Here is a 20,708-nt window from a genome sequence, read left to right as displayed (position 1 = left end):
CAAAACCCACTGCAGGAGCAATGGTTGGTCTTGCACAGTCCTGAGGAATCACGAATCAGGATTGCGGAGAAAACCCGGTTCTTCACAGAATTAACAGGGTGGGGAAAGGTCGCTTGGTCTCACGAAGGTTGGTTTGCCTCGGTTTTCCACGGGTTGAGGACAACGTTTTTCGCCGTCTTCCGCAGGCGGTTTGTGAGCTGGTACGGCGCATTGGCAGGGTGTCTGGTGTGATCTGTCATAAAAAAAGCCCCCTTGAAGAAGGGAGCTCAGCTTGATCAGCCTGTGTTGATCAAACCGTGTGATCCTTGTTTCAACAGATGGTGTTGATCAGAAACCCATCACCTTGGCCACGGTGCTCAGGTCTGGGGTGAGATCCGTATGGAAGGCCGCATCGTTGTTGTTGATCGCGCAGTCAGGATCTTTCAGTCCATTACCAGTCAGTACACAGACCACCGTCGCTCCGGCCGGAACCTCATCTTTGCGCTTCAGAAGACCGGCTACGGAAGCGGCGCTGGCCGGTTCACAGAACACGCCTTCCTGCCCACCGAGCAATTTGTAGGCCTCGATGATTTCGTCATCGGTCACATCTAGGAAAGCGCCATTGCTGGCGGCTCGAGCGGCGATCGCTTTCTCGCGATTGACGGGATTGCCGATGCGAATGGCTGTGGCGATGGTTTCAGGATCTGCGACGGTGGTTTCGTTCACCAAGGGGGCTGACCCACTGGCCTGAAAACCCATCATTCGAGGCAGGGTGCGGCTTCGACCGGCTTGGTGATACTCCTGGAAACCCATCCAGTAAGCCGTGATGTTTCCGGCGTTGCCCATCGGGATGCACAACCAGTCCGGAGCGTCACCGAGGGCATCGATCAACTCAAAGGCTGCTGTTTTTTGTCCCTGCAATCGGTAGGGATTCACCGAATTCACAAGGGTGACCGGGTATTGGTCGGAGACTTCACGCACGATGTCCAGTGCACGGTCGAAGTTTCCGCGAATCGCCAGCACTTCAGCGCCGTAGACCAGTGCCTGCGCCAGCTTGCCTTGGGCGACATAGCCATCCGGAATCAGCACGAAGGCACGCATGCCGGCACGGCGGGCGTAGGCGGCCGCTGCTGCGGATGTATTGCCCGTGCTGGCACAGATCACCGCTTCACAGCCGGCCTCCTTGGCCTTGCTGATGGCCATTGTCATGCCCCGATCTTTAAAAGAACCCGTGGGATTCAGTCCGTCGTACTTCACGTAGACCTTCACGCCATTGCCGATCCGCTCGGCAATGGAAGGGACCGGGATCAACGGAGTTGCGCCTTCGCGCAAGGTCACCACAGGCGTGGAGTCACTCACAGGCAACCAGGATCGGTAGGCCTCAATCAGCCCTGGCCAGTCCTGCATGACAGGAGCCGGGGAGAAACGGCGACGGAGGCTGTTGAGCAGTGACACCTGCGGCGGGCAATCTTCTTCAGGAATCTATGTTGCAGGCCCTGCTCCCTGGTCCAGCTGCCGTCCTTTAGTTGCCGCCGTCCTTCAGACCATCCAGCGGAGAGTCAGAGAAGAACTGCACCAATCCGGCAATGGATTCAGCTTTTTCGATTACAGCCATCAGCGCTGGAATGTTGATCTCCATCACCTCGGCAGGGTAGGCCTCGAGAAATTTGATGGCGGTTAGGCCTCCCTCTCCGATCTGCATGCCGTTAATCACTCCGGCGCGGATGGCCGGCACGCTTACTGACGGGGCCGGCACTTTCAGGGGGTAAATGATTCTGGCAACGCGTGTCAGGATCACATCGCCGATCCGTGTTGACATCAGTCGGCTGGTCAACACCAGTGGTAAGTCGATCTCCTGATTCAGAAGGTTTGCGACTTCTGCTGGATCCTGCCGGCTCAATTTCAGAAGATTGGCAAGGAGTCCTCGGGCTTCTCCAGTTTCAGCCAGGTAGGACAAATCGGCCACGCTGAGCGAACGGATGAATGCACCACTGACGAGGGCCACATCCTTGGCGGCATGGGCAGGTTGGAAGCAGCTCAGAACACTAATGGCGAGTGCTGAACCTGTTGCAAGGGCTTGCCGCCGAAGGCGTGATCGTGCAGACATGGCCAGATCGAAGCGCTCGGAATCTAGGGGGAGACTCCTGCTGCCGCTTTAACCAACCGGACAACTCCACGTTCGGCCAATCCTTGAGCGAGCTCGACGCCCATGCGTCGTGCATCAGGTTCTCGCATCAGTCTTGGCAAGCGGCTGAACAGCAGATCAGGGGTGAAGCCAGGAAGTTGCTGCAGCACATGCACGAGTTGCCGTATCGGCTCAAGGTCGAGGTAAACGTTCTGATTGAACTCCGAGTTCGCCTGCATCAGCAAGGGCGGTTGTAGGGGCCGTGGCAGGCGACGGCCCAGGCGTTGAAGGGTCATCCATCCCAGCGAATCGAGCTGGTCGGCTGCAGCTTCCACAAGCTGATGTCGCAACATCCCTCCATTGGCTGACAACAGGAAATCAAGAACTTGATCCAGCAGGATCTCTAGATCCAATTGGTCCTGGCTGGCTGCACTGGCCATCAGATTTTCTAGGCGTGTCCAGCGGAAAATGTCGCCGTCGAACAGCATCTCCTTGAGGCTTTGCCTCAGTTGAGGATCTGGATCTTCCATCAGGCGGCGCGCGAAATAGGGGTAAGCCGCTCCGAGAATTTTGAAGTCGGGATCCACGCTTAATGCGATGCCTTCCAGCGTTACCAGCGATCGGATGATCAGGGCGTAGTACGGGGGAACTCGGAATGGGAACTTGTACATGACCCCGGAGAGGTCGTCGGTCACTGCTTTGAAGTCCATCCGGCTGACGCCCGCTTCCAGTGCCTGACTGAACACAGTCTCGAAGGCCGGAACAATCGGTTCGAGGTTTACGTCTTCAGCGAGGAAGCCGAGGCTGACGAAATCCTTGGAGAGTTTGCCGAAGTTGCGGTTCACCAGGTGAACAACGGCCTGAATCAAGCCAGTGCGGGATTCTCGCGTCACCTCACTCATCATCCCGAAATCGAGATAACAAAGTCGCCCGTCGGACAGGGCTAGGAGATTGCCAGGGTGGGGATCAGCATGGAAAAAGCCATGCTCAAGAAGTTGCTGCAGGCTGCAGTTCACACCCACTTCCACCATGTCGTCGGGATCGATCCCGAGCTCGCGCACTGCTTCGAGATTGGTGAGTTTGACGCCGTCGATCCATTCCATCGTCAGCACCCTTCGGCTCGTGGCTTCTCGGTAAATCCGGGGAACCGCGATGCGGGGGTTGTGTCGGTGGAGCTCACAGAATTTTTCCGCGTTGCCCGCTTCGTTGAGGTAGTCCATCTCCTCGAACACCCGCCGACCCAATTCATCGATCAGGGCAACCAGATCACTGCGGATCAGACCGATGTTGCTGTTGAGCCAGGCAGCGATATTGCGCACGATGTACAGATCCAGAGTGATCTGTTCACGCAGTCCCGGGCGTTGAACTTTCACGGCCACGCGTTGGCCATCCTTCAAAACCCCTTTGTGGACTTGTCCGAGCGAGGCCGCTGAGATCGGCTCACGCTCCAGTTCGGCATAGATGCTGTCAACGGGACCACCGAGGTCTTCCTCGATGCAGGCCATGGCCAGATCACTGTCGAATCCAGGGAGTTGATCCTGCAGTTGCGCCAGTTCCTCCAGCAGAACGGGCGGAACGATGTCGGGTCGGGTCGACAGAGCCTGTCCAGCTTTGATGAAGGCGGGACCAAGATCCACCAGCAACTCGGCGCATTCGCGCGCTCGGCTTCTGGCGCGCTGCTGATCCTTCAGCAGCCCAAAAAACCAGTCGAAGCCAATGCCGATCAGCAGCAGGCCAATCGGTACCAGGGTTTGCCAGAGGCGCCGCAGCAGTCGCTGGGGGTGTCCTGCGTAGATGCGCGTGATTTCGGCCGGGTCATACGTGAGCAGACCGGCGGCTTCGATGAAATCTCCGAGTTCTTGTGGGGCCACAGGCCTGAATGCCTTATCTCCCCCCTTCTAAACGAGCTGAGCCGCCGCTACGGTCGGCATCACCACCGGGTTCTGCTGTGCTCACCGGTTTGCGACTTGAAAACATTGCCCTGATCGACAGCCTGGAGCTGGCGTTTGACCGAGGTTTTTCTGTGCTGACCGGTGAAACGGGAGCGGGCAAATCAATTCTTCTTGACGCCTTGGATGCGGCCCTGGGAGGTGTTCAGGCCAGTGCGGCTGTGCGGTTGTTGCGTTCCGGCTGTGAGCGAGCAGTGATTGAAGCGACGTTTCGTCCTGGCAGGGCCGCCCTGCGCTGGCTGGAGGAACAGCAGCTGGCTGAGGGAGAGGAGGAGCTCGTGGTCAGCCGTGAATGGCGACGTCAGGAGGATCGGCTGACCAGTCGTTCCAGGTTGAATGGGGTGATGGTGAATCGTCAGCAGCTGCTGGCTCTCCGCCCTCTGCTGATTGATCTCACTGTGCAAGGGCAGACCCAGCAACTGGCTCGTCCTGGTCAGCAGAAACGCTGGCTGGATCATCTTGGTGGAGCTCCCCTGGAACAGGAGTTGTCTGAGGTGCGCCGTCACTGGCAGGACTGGCTGCACTGCAGGTCTGCGTTGGAGCAGGCGGAGAGGGATCGTCTGCAGTTGGATCAGCAGCGGGAGGAGCTGGATGCCTTGCTGGTGGAACTGGAGAGTGCCGAACTCGATGACCCTGCTGAGATCGCCCAGCTGGAGGCTGAGCAGGATCGGTTGGTGCACGGTGTGCGTCTCCAGGAGGGTCTCGCTCTGCTAATCGGGCGTCTGCAGGACGGGGCAGAGCAGGCACCGTCTGCGTTGGATCATCTGGTGGCATGCACCCATGAACTGCAGCAGATGCAGGCACTGGATGCCTCGCTTCAATCCCTGAAGGAGCAATGTCTTGATCTAGAGGCCGGTGTGCAGGATCTGATTCGTGGCCTCGAGGCGTATGGCGCATCCCTGGAGAGTGATCCCGAACGCCTGGCCTTCCTTCAAGACAGGTTGGCTCAACTCAAGCGTCTTGAACGACGTCATGGACAGGAACTGGAGACCTTGATCCAGCAACGCGACGAGCTGCGTGATCGGCAACAGTCTGGAGGTGCTGATGGGCTTTTGGAGCGATTGCGTGACCAAGAGCGCGCCGCCTGTGCTGTTCGTGATCGAGGCAATGCTGCGCTTCGCGTCCGGCGGCTTGCTGTGGCCGCGCGGTTGCAGGAGCAGCTCATGGGGCATCTCCGGCCAATGGGTTTGGCCAATGTTCGTTTTGTAGTGGCTGTGGAGCCCGCCGATCCGAGCGAGAGCGGGGCCGACGCAGTGCAGTTTCTGTTTTCCGCCAATCCCGGACAGCCGCTGGCGCCGCTCGCTGATGTCGCTTCAGGCGGGGAGATGTCCCGTTTTCTGCTGGCGCTGAAGACCTGTCTGGCGGATGTGGACGGATCCAGCACACTCCTTTTTGATGAGATCGACACTGGCGTGAGTGGACGCGTCAGTGGTGCCATGGCGGATCTCCTGCGCAGGTTGTCGCGTCACCGTCAGGTGTTTTGCGTGACCCATCAACCGCTGGTGGCGGCCGCGGCGGATCATCATTTCCGCGTCAGCAAAGCCATCAGCGATGGTGTGACTCGCTCTCAGGTGTCCCAACTGCAGGACACTCAGGCGCGTCAACAGGAATTGGCGGAACTAGCGGGTGGCGATCTTCAGGAGGCCAAGGCCTATGCGGCCAGCCTGCTGGATCAGAAGGCTGCCTGACCACCCTCCGATCTTCGTAGAATCCTCAGTTCCCGAGATCCAGCCGTATGGGGCGCACCGCTCCCAACTCGAAGGCCTCATCGCCGGCGAAGCCGGTCAGCCTGAGTGCTGGATCCGATGAGGACGTGATCCGCGTGCGGGGGGCCCGCCAGCACAACCTCAAGAACGTTGATGTCACCATCCCCCGCAATAAGTTGGTGGTGTTCACCGGCGTGAGCGGAAGTGGTAAGAGCTCACTCGCTTTCGACACGATCTTTGCGGAGGGTCAGCGCCGTTACGTCGAGAGTCTTTCTGCCTATGCCCGCCAGTTTCTGGGACAGGTGGACAAGCCTGATGTGGATGCCATCGAAGGGCTTTCACCGGCTATTTCCATCGATCAGAAATCCACCAGTCACAATCCCCGATCAACAGTTGGCACTGTCACGGAGATTCAGGACTACCTTCGTTTGCTGTTCGGTCGCGCCGGCGAACCTCACTGCCCGAAGTGTGATCGGCCGATTCGCCCTCAGACCATCGATGAGATGGTCGATCAGATTCTGACTCTGCCGGAGGGAACTCGCTATCAGCTGCTGGCACCGGTGGTGCGCGGCAAGAAAGGGACCCACACCAAGTTGATCAGTGGTTTAGCTGCTGAGGGTTTCGCCAGAGTTCGCATCAACGGAGAGGTGCGCGAACTTGCTGACAACATCGAGCTCGACAAGAACCACAATCACAACATTGAAGTGGTGGTGGATCGCCTCGTTGCCCGGGAGGGCATCCAGGAACGACTGACAGATTCATTGCGCACTTCGCTCAAGCGCGGCGATGGTTTGGCCATCGTTGAGGTGGTTCCCAAGAAAGACGAGGAACTCCCTCAAGGGCTCGAAAGAGAGCGCCTCTATTCAGAGAACTTCGCTTGTCCTGAACACGGCTCAGTGATCGAGGAGTTGTCTCCACGGTTGTTCTCTTTCAACAGTCCATACGGTGCCTGTGAGGCTTGTCACGGCATCGGCCACTTGCGCAAGTTCACCCGTGAGCGGGTGATCCCGGATCCTTCCCTGCCGGTGTACGCCGCTGTGGCCCCCTGGGCCGAGAAAGACAATTCCTATTACTTCTCCTTGCTCTACTCCGTCGGTGAGGCGTTCGGTTTCGAGATCAAGACCCCTTGGCAGGAGCTGACGGAAGAGCAGCAAGACGTGCTGCTCAACGGCAGCCGAGATCCCATCTTGATCCAGGCAGACAGCCGTTATCGCAAGGGTCAGACGGGCTATCACCGTCCATTTGAGGGCATCCTGCCGATTCTGGAGCGACAGCTCCGTGACGCCAGTGGTGAGTCCCAGCGTCAAAAGTTGGAGAAGTATTTGGAACTGGTGCCTTGTTCCAGCTGCGCTGGAAAACGTCTGCGTCCTGAGGCTCTGGCCGTTCGGATCGGGCCTTATCGGATTACCGATCTCACCGCTGTGAGCGTGGGCCAGACCCTGGAACGGATTGAGCAGTTGATGGGTGTCGGCGCATTCGAGGGCGAGCAACCGCTGCTGACCGATCGCCAAATGCAGATCGGTGATCTCGTGCTGCGTGAAATCCGCATGCGCCTGCGTTTTCTCCTGGATGTCGGATTGGATTACCTGAGTCTTGATCGGCCGGCGATGACCCTTTCAGGCGGCGAAGCGCAACGCATCCGCCTGGCCACGCAGATCGGCGCCGGTCTAACCGGGGTGCTCTATGTGCTCGACGAACCGAGCATCGGCTTGCATCAGCGGGATAACGACCGTTTGCTGGCCACCCTCGAGCGGCTGCGAGACCTGGGTAACACCCTCGTGGTGGTGGAACACGATGAAGACACGATTCGCGCCGCTGACCACCTGGTGGACATCGGTCCGGGTGCCGGTGTGCATGGCGGCCACATCGTGGCCGAGGGATCGTTGCAGGATCTTCTGAATGCGGAGGAGTCCCTCACAGGGGCCTACCTCAGTGGTGAGCGCAGCATCCCCACCCCTCCTGAGCGTCGTTTGGCAGGGACGCGCAGCCTCAAGCTTCAGGAGTGCTCCCGCAACAATCTCAAAAATGTGAGTGTGGAGTTTCCACTGGGTCGGTTGGTGTCCGTCACCGGTGTGAGTGGCAGCGGCAAGAGCACCCTGGTGAATGAGCTGCTTCATCCCGCACTCGAGCACGGTCTTGGCCACAAAGTTCCCTTCCCTAGCGGTCTGGGTGAGCTGCGCGGACTGAAGTCAATCGACAAGGTGATTGTGATCGACCAATCACCGATCGGCCGGACGCCTCGCTCCAACCCTGCGACCTACACCGGCGCGTTCGATCCGATCCGTCAGGTCTTTGCTGCCACTGTTGAAGCCAAGGCCCGTGGCTATCAGGTGGGTCAGTTCAGCTTCAACGTCAAAGGCGGTCGCTGTGAGGCCTGCAAGGGGCAGGGTGTGAACGTGATCGAGATGAATTTCCTGCCAGACGTCTACGTGCAGTGTGATGTCTGCAAGGGAGCAAGGTTCAACCGCGAGACCCTTCAAGTCACCTACAAGGGCTACACGATTGCTGATGTTCTGCAGATGACCGTGGAACAGGCGGCCGATGTGTTCTCGGCGATTCCCCAGGCGGCTGATCGCTTGCGCACCCTCGTGGATGTTGGCCTCGGATACGTGAAGCTCGGTCAGCCGGCACCAACCCTGTCCGGAGGCGAAGCTCAGCGGGTGAAGTTGGCCACGGAGTTGTCGAGGCGAGCCACCGGCAAGACGCTCTATCTGATCGACGAACCCACCACCGGTCTCAGTTTCTATGACGTGCACAAATTGATGGATGTGATGCAGAGGTTGGTGGACAAGGGCAATTCGATCATCTGCATTGAGCACAATCTTGATGTGATTCGCTGCTCTGATTGGTTGATTGATCTGGGACCGGAGGGAGGTGATCGCGGTGGTCAGATCGTGGCCTGTGGAACGCCAGAGGAGGTTGCTCAACACCCAACCAGCCACACAGGGCGTTACCTCGCCAAAGTGTTGAAGCAGCATCCACCGGAGAACCTCCCCCTCGCGGCATGAGGCTTGTCCAGCGCTTTCGGATCCCTGCACTCACCGCTGCTTTGGGGTCGTTGTTGCTGGCTCAACCGTCCGCTGCGGCTGATCGGCTCACGTTTACGCTGCCGCTGTTTGAGGAACAATTCAGTCTCGACCTCACCAGGGCATATACGGCCCAGGAGTTGATTGATTCCAATCCGGATCTGCAGGAACTTGATCGTGCGGGCAGTGGTGCAGTTCAGCGACTGATGGAGGCTTTGCTCACCGCACCTCTTCCTCAAACCACAGGGGACATCGTCAATCAGTCGCTTGGTCATCCCTTGTTCGAGCAGGCTTTGATCGCTGCGTCTGAACTGGTGCAAGTCACCGGTATTCCCGTTGATACCAGTGGTCGCATGCTCGCGGATGCTCTGGCCGCGGCCTACCGCGACGATGAGCCTCATCTTCTGGGCTTGCTTCGCCATGTGCCTGGTGAGGAGATCACGTTGAATCTCGAGGTGCTGGCCTTCTACGCCAATCGTCTGCGGCGCAATCAGGATGATGCCAGGGCACTGGTGCAGCAGACCACGGCCGCCACACCGGTTTCTGCCGAGGTGATGGCGGGTCTTGATTCCGGTTGGAGCCGCGATCATCGATCCGTTGCTGTGGCCCATCGCGTCCGGCCTCTGGAGGTGACGGTGATCGCTCCTAAGCGATCCTCCAATGGTCGTCTGGTGGTGATATCCCATGGTCTCTGGGATGAACCGGCCAGTTTTGAGGGCTGGGCGCATCTTTTGGCAGCCCATGGCTTCGCCGTGTTGTTACCCCGCCATCCCGGCAGCGATGCGGAGCAGCAGCGAGCGCTTCTTCAGGGTGAACAACCCCCACCATCGTCAGAAGAGCTGCGACTGCGTCCGATGGATGTCACCGCGCTGATCGATGCCGTCGCTGCCGGTCAACTGTTGTCGGAGTTCAGACTTGATACCGATGCTGTCGCGGTCGTTGGCCACTCCTGGGGTGCCACAAGCGCTCTTCAGTTAAGTGGGTTGCAAACCACCAGCAGAAAGCTCGCTGTCCGTTGCCTGGATCCCAATGATCCCGATCGCAACCTCAGCTGGTTGTTGCAGTGCAGCTGGCTGGATGGAGCTGACCAGGGATCCTTGGCCGATCCCAGGGTTCGGACCGCTGTGGTCGTGAGCCCGCCTCTGCGATTGCTCTTTGATGAGTCGAGTGGTCCTGCAATGCACGCCAAGGTGCTGCTGGTGAGTGGCACCCGCGACTGGGTGGTGCCTTCGGATCCGGAGGCGGTTGTTCCTCTGCGCAATGGTCAGCCAATGGCGAACGGTCATCGGATCGTGTTGGCCTCCGGTGGCGATCACTTCAATCTCTGGGCTCCGATTGATGCCGAAGAGCCGCCGGTTCTCGCCCCACTCATCTTGGCCTGGATCAACGAACAGTTGGAGGTGACTGATTCATTCCGTTTCAGCAGGGGTGGCTGGGGGAATGAACGGGTACCTCTTCTTGATATCACTCCAAAGTTATGAGATTCGTTACGACAATTCTTGGATCAATCAAGCATTTTGTGTCTAATTCTCAACATTCAATCAGCTGATTTTTCCAGTGTTTTACTCCCTCAGAGTTCAGTTCTTGCAAGTTGTTTGGCCTGGTTCAACAACGCTTCAACGAAACTTCTCAGATTTTTTTTACGTTTCCAATCTCTAGATCCCCTCACCCTTGAACCGGACACCAGGACTTGTTCCTGCTCGTGTTGGAGACATTTTGGGACTGAAGCTGCTGCATCTGCATCTCCATGGCTTGTTTCGATCCCATGATCTGGAACTTGGCCGCGACGCGGATACCGGTGGTCAGACCCTTTACGTGCTTGAGCTTGTGCGCAGCCTCGCCAACCGCGCTGAGGTGGATCATGTCGAGGTGGTGACGCGTTTGATTCAGGACCGTCGGATGTCCCTGGATTACGCCCAACCGCATGAATCGATCGCACCTGGGGCATCGATCCGTCGATTCAGCTTTGGGCCTCGGCGCTATCTGCGCAAGGAACAGCTTTGGCCTTATCTCGATGAGTTGGCTGATCAGCTGGTTCGTCACCTTCAGGTTTCGGACAATCGTCCTGACTGGATCCACGCCCACTACGCCGATGCAGGGTATGTGGGCGCATTAGTCAGTCGACGGCTTGGAATTCCTCTTGTGTTCACTGGGCATTCCCTCGGTCGAGAGAAACTGCGCCGATTGCTGGCGGCCGGTGGCGATCATGAGCAGATCGAACAGTCGTACTCGATCAGCAGGCGGATCGATGCTGAGGAACTGGCCTTGGCCCATGCCGATCTTGTGATCACCAGCACGCGACAGGAACGCGATGAACAGTATTGCCGCTATGGACGTTTCAAGTCGGAGTGTGCCCAGGTGGTTCCTCCGGGTGTGGATTCAAGACGTTTCCACCCTTTGGGCAGTGTTGATGAGTCTGTCCAGGTCTCGGAGTTGCTGAGCTCCTTTTTGCGTGATCCCGATCGACCTCCTCTGCTGGCAATCTGCAGAGCCGATCGCCGCAAGAACATTCCCGCGCTGGTCGAGGCCTTCGGTCGCTCCGCTGTGCTGCGTCAGCGGCACAACCTGGTGTTGGTGCTGGGCACGCGAGAGGACTCCCGTCAGATGGATCGTCAGCAACGGGAGGTGTTTCAGCAGATCTTCGAACTGGTTGATCGATACGACCTCTATGGATTGGTGGCGTATCCCAAACAGCACCGTCGTGATCAGGTGCCGTTGATCTACCGCTGGGCTGCGGCTCGCCAGGGTCTGTTCGTCAATCCTGCGCTGACCGAACCCTTTGGTCTCACGCTCCTGGAGGCGGCCGCCTCCGGTTTGCCGATGGTGGCGACCGATGACGGTGGTCCACGCGAAATCCTGCGCCGCTGTGACAACGGCCTGCTGGTGGATGTGACTGATCTCGAATCGGTTCAGGACGGTCTCGAGCGAGCGGGAGCGGATCGCCATCGCTGGAGACGCTGGAGCGATAACGGTGTTGAGGCGGTGAGTCGTCACTACAGCTGGGATGCCCATGTCTGCAGTTACATGGCCCTCATGCAGGAGCGGCTCAAACGTTCCAACGCCGTGCCAGCCACATCTCAATTGATTCAGCAGGATTCATCGCTCAGTCCTCTTGGATCCCGCTTGCTGCTGCTGGATCTCGACAGCAGCCTGGAACACCCGGCGGCAGAGGATCTGCAAATTTTGCGGAAACAGTTGATCGCTCCCGCTGCTCAGGCGGTTCGCACCGGCCTGGGAATCATCACCGGTCGTTCCTTGTCCGTCGCCCGCCAACGCTTCGCTGAACTGCACCTCCCTGATCCTCAGGTCTGGATCACCCAGGCGGGAACACAGATTCATTACGGTCAGGACCAGGTGGCGGATCGTTTCTGGCAAGCCCAGATCGGCGTCGATTGGTCGCGGATGGCGGTTGAGCGGACCCTCGCTGACCTGGACGATCACATGGACCTTCAGAAACCCGAGCATCAGGGGCAATTCAAGGTCAGTTATCTCCTGCGTCAGTCCGGCCCATCTGTGCTTCCCCTGATTCGCCAGCGTCTGCGGCAGCACGGTCAGCCTGCCCGTCCGCACCTGCGCTGTCATTGGTTTCTGGATGTGTTGCCGCTGCGTGCATCTCGCAGCGAGGCGATCCGTTTTCTGTCACTGCGCTGGAAGCTGCCGCTCGAGCAGATCTTGGTGGTGGCCAGTCAGCAGGGGGATGTGGAACTGGTGCAGGGTCTCCCGGCAGCCGTCGTTCCGGCTGACCATGACCCGTGCCTGGATGGCTGCCGGCAGCAGAAGCGGGTCTATTTCGCCAATCGCTCACGATTGCCCGGCGTGCTGGAAGGACTCCAGCACTACCGATTCCTCAGCGCCCGGTCGCGCCTCGATCAGTCTTCGATCTGAAGCGTGACCGCTGCAGCACTGCCGTCCGCTTTGGCCTGAGCTTCGATTCGATCCTTCCCGCGGGCGAGGGCGACGCCCATGCGTCGTCCAGGTCTTGGCTGGGCTTTGCCGAACAGCAGAACATTGGTGTCGGGTTGGCTCAACGCCTCTTCCAGACCCCTAAAGCTGACGCGTTTGCCATGCTGGTCAGCGAGGATCACACGGCTCGCTGCCGACTCCGTGCAGTGGATTGCGGGGATTGGCAGACCCAGAACGGCCCTTAGATGCAACTCGAATTCACTGAGGTTCTGGCTGATCAAGGTGACCAGTCCGGTGTCATGAGGACGGGGTGAGAGCTCCGAAAAAATCACCTCATCTCCGCAGAGGAAGAATTCGACGCCGAACAGTCCGGCACCACCAAGGTTGTCCGTGACAGTGCGGGCCATGGCCTGGGCTTGTTCCAACTGCTCTGCACTCAGGGCAGCGGGTTGCCAGCTGCACTGATAATCCCCGTTGGTCTGCTCATGACCGATGGGCGGGCAGAACAAGGTGGATCCATCCCGCTGTCGGATGGTCAGCAGGGTGATTTCCAGGTCGAAGCGCAGAAATTCTTCAACGATCACTTGGGCCGACGTGCCACGGGCATTTGCCATGGCTGCTTCCCACGCTTGGTCGAGGTCCTCAGCCCGCTCCACCACACTCTGGCCTTTTCCGGAGGAGCTCATGACAGGCTTCACCACCACCGGCCAGCCCAGAGGTTCTGCCGCTTGATGGAGCTCTTCCGCGCTAGCGGCGTAGGCAAATCGCGCTGTGCGCAGGCCGAGTTCTTCGGCGGCAAGATTGCGAATGCGATCCCTGTTCATTGTCACGGCTGTGGCCCGGGCTGTTGGGATCACGGTGATGCCGTCGTCTTCGAGCTCTGTCAGTGCATTCACTGCTAGTGCTTCGATCTCGGGAATCACCACCGTTGGACGGTGGCGGCGCACCACCTCCAGGAGAGCCTCCGGTTCTGTCATCGGCAGCACTTCCGCCACGTCCGCCACCTGCATCGCTGGGGCGTTGTCGTAGCGATCACAGGCGATCACCCTGCAGCCCAGGCGTTGGGCGGCAATTGCAACTTCCTTGCCGAGTTCACCACTGCCCAGCAGCATCACCGTGGCGGGAAAGGTCGTCATCGCTTGTTTCGCGGCAGCATGGTCTGATCTTCGCGTTTCGCCTGATGGCCGCTCTCCAGAGCCTCATCACCTTTGCCTTCACAACGGCGGGGGATGCGGCTGATGGTCTGTTGTTTGGCTGGGAGATCGCCACGATTCAGAAGTGGGTGTTGATCTACCTCGGTGTCTCTTCGCTGGCATTCGTGCTGGTGTGGCTTGTCGGTGCGTTGCGCACGAAAGGCTGAGTCAAAGCAGCAGGCAGCCAAGCAGGATTACGCCATACAGCGTGATCAGCTGCATGCCCTCGTACCAGTCCAGCTGGTTGTTTTCGGTGATCCAGTGCACTGCCAACACGGCGATCCCTGTGCAGCCCAATGCGTTGAGTGGCACGCTCAGGTGCAGAAAACGTCCCAGAGGCCAGCCGATCAGCACCAGCACAGGCAGCACGAACAACATCAGCTGACCGCTCGATTCCATCGTGCTGGTGATGGCCAGGTCCATGCGACCGCGGCGGGCGGCACCGACGGCGATCACACCTTCGGCGGTGGATCCGAACAGCGGCAGCAGGATCAGACCGATGAACAGTTCGCTGAGATGTGTGTGTGCCACCAGCACTTCCAGGGTCTGCACAAGGGGCTCTGAAATCGCCACAACGGCGAGGCTCACCACGCCCATGGCGATCAGGATGGCTGCGATCTCGTGCTCGTGTTCCGTTTCCGTGGATGGCCGGCTCGTGCTCGGATCTGCGGGCTTGATCGGATTGCCGCTGAAGAAGGAACGGTGGGTTCCCAGCTGCAGCACGAAGGACAGCACGTAGTAGATCAGGATCATGACGGCTACAGCCAGCGAATAGAGAGCGAAGCTGTCTCGCTGGTCGTTGCCTTCCAGGAGTGTGGTTCCTGTTCCGAGGCTGATAATTGTGGGGATCGCCAGCAACAGCAGGCTGAGCATCAGCTGCCGGGCTTGAAGCTCTGTGCTGCTGGCCTGGATCGTTACGAGCTGTTCCCGCTGTCCTGCCAGCACGGTGCTGATCCCCAGCATCAGCAGACAGTTGGTGATCACGGCGCCAGCGACGGAGATCACCACCAGCTTGTAAAGGCCACTCCTGAGCGCCATGATGCTCACCACCAGCTCCACAAGGTTGCCGAGTCCCACGCTCACGACACCGCTGTAGCGATCACCGAGGTGATCACTGAGGTGATCCACCAGCCGTGAAATCACCCTGGCCAGGGGAATCAGCGCGACGCCAAGCCCCAGGAAGCGCAGCAGCAGTGCCATGGTCGTGGTCGTGCTCGACGGAACGACGGCCAAGCTCAGCAATGCCGGCAGCAGCAGCAACGACCAGCCGCTGACGTAGTCACTTTTCAGAAGGTTGAGGCAGTCGCGGAGCGTGCGATCCATCGCAGTATTCCTCAGTGATCCAGGTTGTGGATCAGGGTCAGCTGCCGTTCAGCAGGCTCTTCGTTCACAAACCCCCAGGACTGGAACACCTCGGCGTCGTCATGGGTGATGCGCTGATCTCCGTTGTTCTGCTGCAACACGAAACCTCGCTCGGCCATGCGACGCATCAGGCTGGCTGCTTCCTCAAAGCGAGCAGCCATTGCCTCCAGGCTGGTGCAGTCGGCGGTCAGACCAGCTTCCTTCCAGGTGAAGTAGCTCATGGGAGTTCGGATCAGTTGGGGCGTAGCGCCAAGCCCAGCATGACCAGTCCAGCGGTCACCAGCCAAAACATCGGCACCACCACTTGTTCGGATGTTCCACCCAGTTCGTAGTGGTGATGGAGAGGAGCCATTCGGAACACGCGTCTCCCCACCCCATCAGTGCCTTTCGTGGCTTTGAACACCCACACCTGGATGATCACCGACAGGGATTCCGCCAAGAACACGCCTCCCATCAGGAGTAGTGGCCAGAGGCTGTTCGTTAATAGGGCCACCGCCGTGAGCGATGCCCCCATCGCCAGGGAGCCGGTGTCGCCCATGAACACTCTGGCGGGGTTGCGGTTGTGGATGAGAAAGCCCAGCCAGCATCCCGCCATGGCTAAGCAAAACCCGGCGATGGCGGGATCACCCTGATTGCCGCGCAGCATCAGCTGCAACCCAAGACCGGTGAAGACCAAGGCACCACATCCGCTGGCTAGACCATCCAGCCCATCGGTGAGGTTCGTGGCATTGCTTTCTGCCAGAAACACGAACAGACCCAGTGGCCAGATCAGCCAGCCAAAGGGGATTGCGATGCCGTAGGGAAGGCTCACTGTGCCTTGAATCCATCCCTGCTGCGCTGACCAGCCAAGAAAAAGCAGTGCTGCCGTTGCTTGAAGCAGCAGTTTTCCCTTGGGAGAGAGGCCGGTGTTGGTGTTCTTGGTGAGGCTGCTCCAGTCATCAACACCGCCAATCACCATGTAGGCCAGGGTGACCAGACCGATCGCCAGTAACTGGTTAGCGCTGCGGCCCTCGCTGCTGATCAGACACCCCGTGATGACACCAACGGGCACCACCAGTAGCCCGCCCATGGTGGGTGTACCCGATTTGCTCTTGTGACCTTCAGGACCTTCCGTCCGGATCACCTGACCCATTTTCAGCGCCCGTAATTGCGGTACGCCCCACCACGTGATGATCGAGGAGATCAGCATTGCCACCAGCCAGGGCAAGCTCAACAGGCTATTGGGAACACTGGCGTCACATAAAAAAGCCGCGGCCCCCACTGCTGCGATCAGGGCAGCAGCGGTGAGGCGGCCATCAAGACGGATCAATCGCTCCGCAGAATCGTTCAAGTCCCAGCGGCAAATCGCTGGGACCATAGATCAGTCTTCCCAGTTTTCTTCGGTCTCTTCGTCGGCCTTGTAGTCCTCTTTCTCGCCCATCAGCGCGGAGAGCTCTTCCTCTTCCACCGTGCTCACTTCGGGTGAACTGGATTCTTCATCTTCCACCAAACGTCCGCTGGTTTCGAGCCAGCTCAGCAGATCAGGCTCTTCGCGCAATGGCAGAACCGGCGCAGGATCCTTGCGTCCGTAACGGGTCAAGGCGGGATTGACGCCGTCGAGGGCGCTCAAGTCCGTAAGGGCTGAGGACAAGATCTCTGGAGCCAATCCACCAATATACGAGACAGTGTTGTCGACCCCTGTGAAGAAAGCGGTTCTTCTCGCTTGCGTGTGGGGTTTCGCGCTGGTGATCAGTGCATTGGTTCGGTTGTGGGGTGTTCAGCATCCCCTGCCCCTCGAGATCAGTGCAACGCCTGTTTTGCTGCTGTTGTTGATGCCTGCAGCGCTGATGGGCGGTTGGTTGCTGATGGCGTCCCGCGGGAGTGGAGAATCGGAGTAGTTCCGATACAGATCAGGAGTCCGCTTGATGGGACGCGCCAAGAAGGTTGTGCTCGCGTATTCCGGTGGTGTGGATACCAGTGTCTGCATCCCCTATCTCAAACAGGAATGGGGTGTTGAAGAGGTGATCACCTTTGCGGCGGACCTCGGCCAGGGTGATGAACTTGAGCCGATTCGTCTCAAGGCATTGGAGGCCGGTGCCAGCCAGTCGATGGTGGGAGATCTGATTCAGCCCTTCATCGAAGACTTTGCGTTTCCAGCGATTCGCGCCAATGCGTTGTACGAGGGCCGCTACCCCCTGTCGACGGCGCTGGCGCGGCCTCTGATTGCGCAACGACTGGTGGAAGTGGCCCGTGAAGTAGGCGCTGATGCCGTCGCCCATGGCTGCACCGGCAAAGGCAACGATCAGGTGCGTTTTGATGTGGCCATTGCAGCCCTGGCTCCAGACTTAAAGGTGCTCACGCCGGCCCGTGAATGGGGCATGAGCCGTGAGGAGACCATCGCCTATGGCGAACGATGTGGCATTCCCGCACCGGTGAGCAAGAAGTCGCCCTATTCGATCGATCTCAACCTGCTAGGCCGCAGTGTGGAGGCCGGCCCGCTGGAAGACCCGATGGTGGCCCCTCCAGAGGAGGTTTTCGCCATGAGCGTTTCCGTGGATGCAGCGCCATCGGAGGCTCAGGACATCGAGATTGGCTTTGAGGGCGGCAACCCCGTCAGCATCGACGGCGTGCGGATGACACCGGTCGACTTGATCCGTGAGGCCAACCGCTTGGCGGGGATGCATGGCATCGGTCGCCTCGACATGATCGAGAACCGTGTGGTTGGCATCAAGAGTCGGGAGATTTACGAAACACCTGGCCTGTTGATGCTGATTCAGGCCCATCAGGAGCTGGAGAGCCTCACCCTGGCGGCCGACGTGCTGCGCACGAAGCGCCAATTGGAGATGCAGTGGGCTGATCTCGTGTATCAGGGCCTCTGGTTCGGACCTCTGAAAGAAGCGCTGGACGGTTTCATGGATCGCACCCAGGCCCACGTCCATGGTGTTGTGAGGCTGCGACTGCATAAGGGCAACGTGATCGTCACAGGCCGCGCCTCCAGTGACAGCAGTCTCTACGTGCCTGAGATGGCTTCCTACGGCAGTGACGATCAGTTCGATCATCGTGCTGCCGAAGGATTCATCTACGTCTGGGGATTGCCCATTCGCCTTTGGTCGGCAGCCCGGCGCCGTTGAAGGCTCACATTCCGAGGATGCAATTTTTGTCGGATCAAGCGGCGTTTCTTTCGGAACGTCCTTGACGGCGGCTGCGTGCCTGTCTCCAACGTTCAAGCAGGGGCAGATGGTGATCGCTTCTCTGGGGTTCCCGCTGCTCGATGAGGGGAAGGTTTGCTTCACCCAGCAGTTGCTGCGCCCGGGCCAGCAGTCGGTAACGCTCCATCAGCGGTTCCAAGCGCTGTTGAAATTTGCGTTCGAACAAGTCCGGCAGCGCTTCAAGCAAAACCTCGTAGTCATGCACGATCGTTTCGAGTTCATCGATGCGCGCGCGCAACGCATCAACCTCTGGATCGAATTCGCGATCAGGTGATGAAACAGCTTCCGGAGCATTCCAGCGGGGCTCCGGTGCCTGATGGCCTGAACTCTGGAACTGCATAACCGGACGGTATCGCCCGGTCAGCAGTTCAACAATGTCTGGATCAGGCAGACGCTTCAGCCGTTTGAGGCTGCGCTGCAGCTTCACTTCCAGGGACCACTCGGGGAGCCGGAAGAGGACCGTCTTGCTTGACGGTGAGATACCGGATCACGTCCTCACTCAGGCGCATGGCCTTTTCCAGAACGGCCACCTGCTGGCCATCGCCGTTGTGGCTCAGCTGCACGTAAATGCCTTCCTTGTGCTTGGCGATCGGGTACGCCAAACGACGCTTGCCGCGCATCTGGTTGTCCAGCACGTCCGCGCCTGCTTCCACAAGGATGTCGCGGTATTTGGTGAGATGAGACTCGACCTCTTCCTCCGGAATGTCCGGACGGAGGATGTACATGGTCTCATAATAAGGCTGTTGGGTCATGGAGACAGATCCGACAGGGACTGAAGGCTCACCCAGGTGAGCGACGGATCCAACAGCCTATCTCTTTGGGGTTGAAGACCTCAGTAGAGCTGCATCCGTACGGCCTGACTCAGGCCGGGCAGATCAGGCTCTCGGCCACGGATGCATTCGATCCAGGCGAAGACCAGCACCGCCAGAACAGCCACAACTACTGTGCTGGAGAAGGTGCGGAGCATCAGTCCACCGCCTAACGGCTGGATCAAAATCGCGAAGGCATAGCCCAGGATCACCACGATGATGTCCACCAGCAGGGCTTGGAGCGTGTTGAAGCGCAGGAAGTAGGGCACGTTTGGATTGCGCACCACTGCTAGGAACAACAGAAAGAACACCAGCAAGTTGCCGAACGGGATTCCCCGTTCCAACAGAACCAGGGGCAGTGCTGGAAGAGTCATCCATTGCAGCCATGGGAATTGCAGCATCAGATGGCTGCCGAATGGGATCGCATCGCTCCAGGGCAGCAGATACACCAGCAGCCCCAGAAACCGTTGCCAGACAGGTATGGCCATTGCAGGGTCGCGCTTGGCCCGAGCGTAGGGCTTGTGGATCCAGTCGGTGCTGTCAGCCGGCGGGATTTGCTTTAAGGCGTTCGAGTGCAGCCTTGCGCATCACCGACGTCGGGACGTCATTTCGTCCCGACCATCGGCGCAGTGATGCCGCACCCTGCTGCACCAGCATTTCCAAGCCATCGATGGTCTGACATCCACGTTGCTGTCCCCTCTGCAGCCATGGGGTCGGTCGCGGTGTGTAGATCAGGTCGTAAAGGGTCGTGGTCGGTTCCAATTTGTTCCAGAGATCAGCATCCACAGGCATGGCATTGCTGTCGCCGTGTCCCTGCATGCCCACCGGCGTGGTGTTCACCACCAGCTTCGACCCGCTCAGCTGTGCGGCCAGGCGTTGGGTTTCGAGGGGGATGCCATGGAGGGACACGCTGCCGTTGCTTCCTTCTTCCAGATCCTCCAGGAACTGTTCCAAGGCGTCGGGTCGACGGCCCGCCACATAGATGGTCGCTAGCGGCAGTTGTTGAAGACCGGCCACGACGGCCCGAGCGCTGCCACCACAGCCCATCACGATCGCGTCGCAGCCTGTCCAGGCGTCGGCTTGGTCGAGCAGTGGGGCAAGAAATCCCTCGGCATCTGTGTTGTGACCATGCCAGCCATTGCCGCTCAGGGGGGTCAGTGTGTTGACCGCTCCTAGGCGCGCTGCCAATGGGCTGAGCTCCTGGCAGTGCGATGCCACGGCTTGTTTGTGGGGGATGGTCACATTCAGCCCGTGGCAGCCCACGGCTTGAAGTCCGTCGAGCACGCGTCCCAGGTCAGCGCCATGGCATGGCAGAGCCAAATAGCGCCAATCCATTGCCATGGCCTCTAGGGCCGCGTTGTGCATCACCGGTGAAAGGGAGTGACTCACCGGCTGTCCCAGCAGACCGACCAGTCCTGTGGTTCCGCTGATCATTGCGTTGCCTGTGAACCTGCCTTCCAGCCTGCTG

At 59.2% G+C, this 20,708-nt stretch carries 19 protein-coding genes; 7 read left to right on the top strand and 12 right to left on the bottom strand.

Annotation, left to right across the window (positions count from 1 at the left end; all coding sequences use genetic code 11):
* Window positions 1–327 precede the first annotated feature (327 nt).
* The 3 genes from thrC to SynA1560_RS13640 form a co-directional block, all read right to left on the bottom strand.
* Entirely contained in the window at window positions 328–1,386 is a 1,059-nt protein-coding gene (gene thrC, locus SynA1560_RS13650; RefSeq protein ID WP_186501703.1) for a threonine synthase, read from the bottom strand.
* Window positions 1,387–1,501: 115 nt separating this feature from the next.
* On the bottom strand, window positions 1,502–2,086 hold the full coding sequence (locus SynA1560_RS13645) for an alpha/beta hydrolase (protein ID WP_186500809.1): 585 nt from the start codon (window positions 2,084–2,086) through the stop codon (window positions 1,502–1,504).
* A 23-nt stretch (window positions 2,087–2,109) separates the two neighbouring features.
* Window positions 2,110–3,975 carry an AarF/ABC1/UbiB kinase family protein gene (locus SynA1560_RS13640; protein WP_186500808.1) on the bottom strand — a complete coding sequence of 622 codons (1,866 nt, stop codon included), beginning with the start codon at window positions 3,973–3,975 and terminating at the stop codon, window positions 2,110–2,112.
* A 77-nt stretch (window positions 3,976–4,052) separates the two neighbouring features.
* On the opposite strand from SynA1560_RS13640, the gene recN reads away from it, so the two are divergent.
* The 4 genes from recN to SynA1560_RS13620 all read left to right on the top strand — a co-directional run bounded on the left by recN (window position 4,053) and on the right by SynA1560_RS13620 (window position 12,670).
* Entirely contained in the window at window positions 4,053–5,741 is a 1,689-nt protein-coding gene (gene recN / locus SynA1560_RS13635) for a DNA repair protein RecN (protein ID WP_186501702.1), read from the top strand.
* Between the two features lie 47 nt (window positions 5,742–5,788).
* Window positions 5,789–8,767, top strand: a complete 2,979-nt coding sequence (uvrA, locus tag SynA1560_RS13630; protein ID WP_186500807.1) for an excinuclease ABC subunit UvrA — start codon at window positions 5,789–5,791, stop codon at window positions 8,765–8,767.
* Complete coding sequence (locus SynA1560_RS13625) at window positions 8,764–10,266, top strand: alpha/beta fold hydrolase (RefSeq protein ID WP_186500806.1); 1,503 nt, start codon at window positions 8,764–8,766, stop codon at window positions 10,264–10,266. Before uvrA ends, SynA1560_RS13625 begins: the two co-directional genes overlap by 4 nt.
* 235 nt (window positions 10,267–10,501) lie before the next feature.
* Window positions 10,502–12,670, top strand: a complete 2,169-nt coding sequence (locus tag SynA1560_RS13620; RefSeq protein ID WP_186471242.1) for an HAD family hydrolase — start codon at window positions 10,502–10,504, stop codon at window positions 12,668–12,670.
* Here SynA1560_RS13620 and purT read toward each other — a convergent pair.
* Window positions 12,655–13,824 carry a formate-dependent phosphoribosylglycinamide formyltransferase gene (purT, locus tag SynA1560_RS13615; RefSeq protein ID WP_186500805.1) on the bottom strand — a complete coding sequence of 390 codons (1,170 nt, stop codon included), beginning with the start codon at window positions 13,822–13,824 and terminating at the stop codon, window positions 12,655–12,657. The two genes, SynA1560_RS13620 and purT, sit on opposite strands and share 16 nt — an antisense overlap.
* A gap of 44 nt (window positions 13,825–13,868) precedes the next feature.
* Here purT and SynA1560_RS13610 point away from each other — a divergent pair, with 44 nt between their 5' ends.
* Entirely contained in the window at window positions 13,869–14,048 is a 180-nt protein-coding gene (locus tag SynA1560_RS13610) for a cytochrome B6 (protein WP_186469741.1), read from the top strand.
* A 1-nt stretch (window position 14,049) separates the two neighbouring features.
* Here the strand turns inward: SynA1560_RS13610 and SynA1560_RS13605 are convergent, their stop codons facing one another.
* The 4 genes from SynA1560_RS13605 to SynA1560_RS13590 are packed head-to-tail and all read right to left on the bottom strand — an operon-like array spanning window position 14,050 to window position 16,852.
* Window positions 14,050–15,204 carry a calcium:proton antiporter gene (locus SynA1560_RS13605; RefSeq protein ID WP_186500804.1) on the bottom strand — a complete coding sequence of 385 codons (1,155 nt, stop codon included), beginning with the start codon at window positions 15,202–15,204 and terminating at the stop codon, window positions 14,050–14,052.
* Between the two features lie 11 nt (window positions 15,205–15,215).
* The gene (locus SynA1560_RS13600) at window positions 15,216–15,464 is read right to left on the bottom strand and encodes a hypothetical protein (protein ID WP_186469739.1); all 249 of its coding nucleotides are present in this window, start codon (window positions 15,462–15,464) and stop codon (window positions 15,216–15,218) included.
* 11 nt (window positions 15,465–15,475) lie between these two features.
* On the bottom strand, window positions 15,476–16,600 hold the full coding sequence (gene mraY, locus SynA1560_RS13595; protein ID WP_186500803.1) for a phospho-N-acetylmuramoyl-pentapeptide-transferase: 1,125 nt from the start codon (window positions 16,598–16,600) through the stop codon (window positions 15,476–15,478).
* A 3-nt stretch (window positions 16,601–16,603) separates the two neighbouring features.
* Window positions 16,604–16,852 carry a DUF3134 domain-containing protein gene (locus SynA1560_RS13590; RefSeq protein WP_255476995.1) on the bottom strand — a complete coding sequence of 83 codons (249 nt, stop codon included), beginning with the start codon at window positions 16,850–16,852 and terminating at the stop codon, window positions 16,604–16,606.
* Window positions 16,853–16,910: 58 nt separating this feature from the next.
* Between SynA1560_RS13590 and SynA1560_RS13585 the strand changes: the two genes are divergently transcribed.
* Together SynA1560_RS13585 and SynA1560_RS13580 are read left to right on the top strand one after the other, a co-directional pair.
* On the top strand, window positions 16,911–17,120 hold the full coding sequence (locus tag SynA1560_RS13585; RefSeq protein ID WP_255476994.1) for a hypothetical protein: 210 nt from the start codon (window positions 16,911–16,913) through the stop codon (window positions 17,118–17,120).
* A 27-nt stretch (window positions 17,121–17,147) separates the two neighbouring features.
* Window positions 17,148–18,353, top strand: a complete 1,206-nt coding sequence (locus tag SynA1560_RS13580) for an argininosuccinate synthase (protein ID WP_186500802.1) — start codon at window positions 17,148–17,150, stop codon at window positions 18,351–18,353.
* A gap of 34 nt (window positions 18,354–18,387) precedes the next feature.
* On the opposite strand, the gene SynA1560_RS13575 is transcribed toward SynA1560_RS13580, so the two are convergent.
* The 4 genes from SynA1560_RS13575 to SynA1560_RS13560 all read right to left on the bottom strand — a co-directional run bounded on the left by SynA1560_RS13575 (window position 18,388) and on the right by SynA1560_RS13560 (window position 20,674).
* Window positions 18,388–18,858, bottom strand: a complete 471-nt coding sequence (locus SynA1560_RS13575; protein WP_255476993.1) for a hypothetical protein — start codon at window positions 18,856–18,858, stop codon at window positions 18,388–18,390.
* Entirely contained in the window at window positions 18,815–19,183 is a 369-nt protein-coding gene (rpsF, locus tag SynA1560_RS13570; protein WP_186469736.1) for a 30S ribosomal protein S6, read from the bottom strand. The genes SynA1560_RS13575 and rpsF overlap by 44 nt, the downstream gene beginning before the upstream one ends.
* Before the next feature lie 80 nt (window positions 19,184–19,263).
* The gene (locus tag SynA1560_RS13565) at window positions 19,264–19,728 is read right to left on the bottom strand and encodes a Tic20 family protein (protein WP_186500801.1); all 465 of its coding nucleotides are present in this window, start codon (window positions 19,726–19,728) and stop codon (window positions 19,264–19,266) included.
* A gap of 52 nt (window positions 19,729–19,780) precedes the next feature.
* Window positions 19,781–20,674, bottom strand: a complete 894-nt coding sequence (locus SynA1560_RS13560) for a shikimate dehydrogenase (protein WP_186500800.1) — start codon at window positions 20,672–20,674, stop codon at window positions 19,781–19,783.
* Between the last annotated feature and the right edge of the window lie 34 nt (window positions 20,675–20,708).

The organism is Synechococcus sp. A15-60, assembly GCF_014280095.1.
GTDB lineage: Bacteria > Cyanobacteriota > Cyanobacteriia > PCC-6307 > Cyanobiaceae > Synechococcus_C.
The sequence above is the reverse complement of the archived record's forward strand: the minus strand, read 5'-3'. Positions and strand labels throughout refer to the sequence as shown.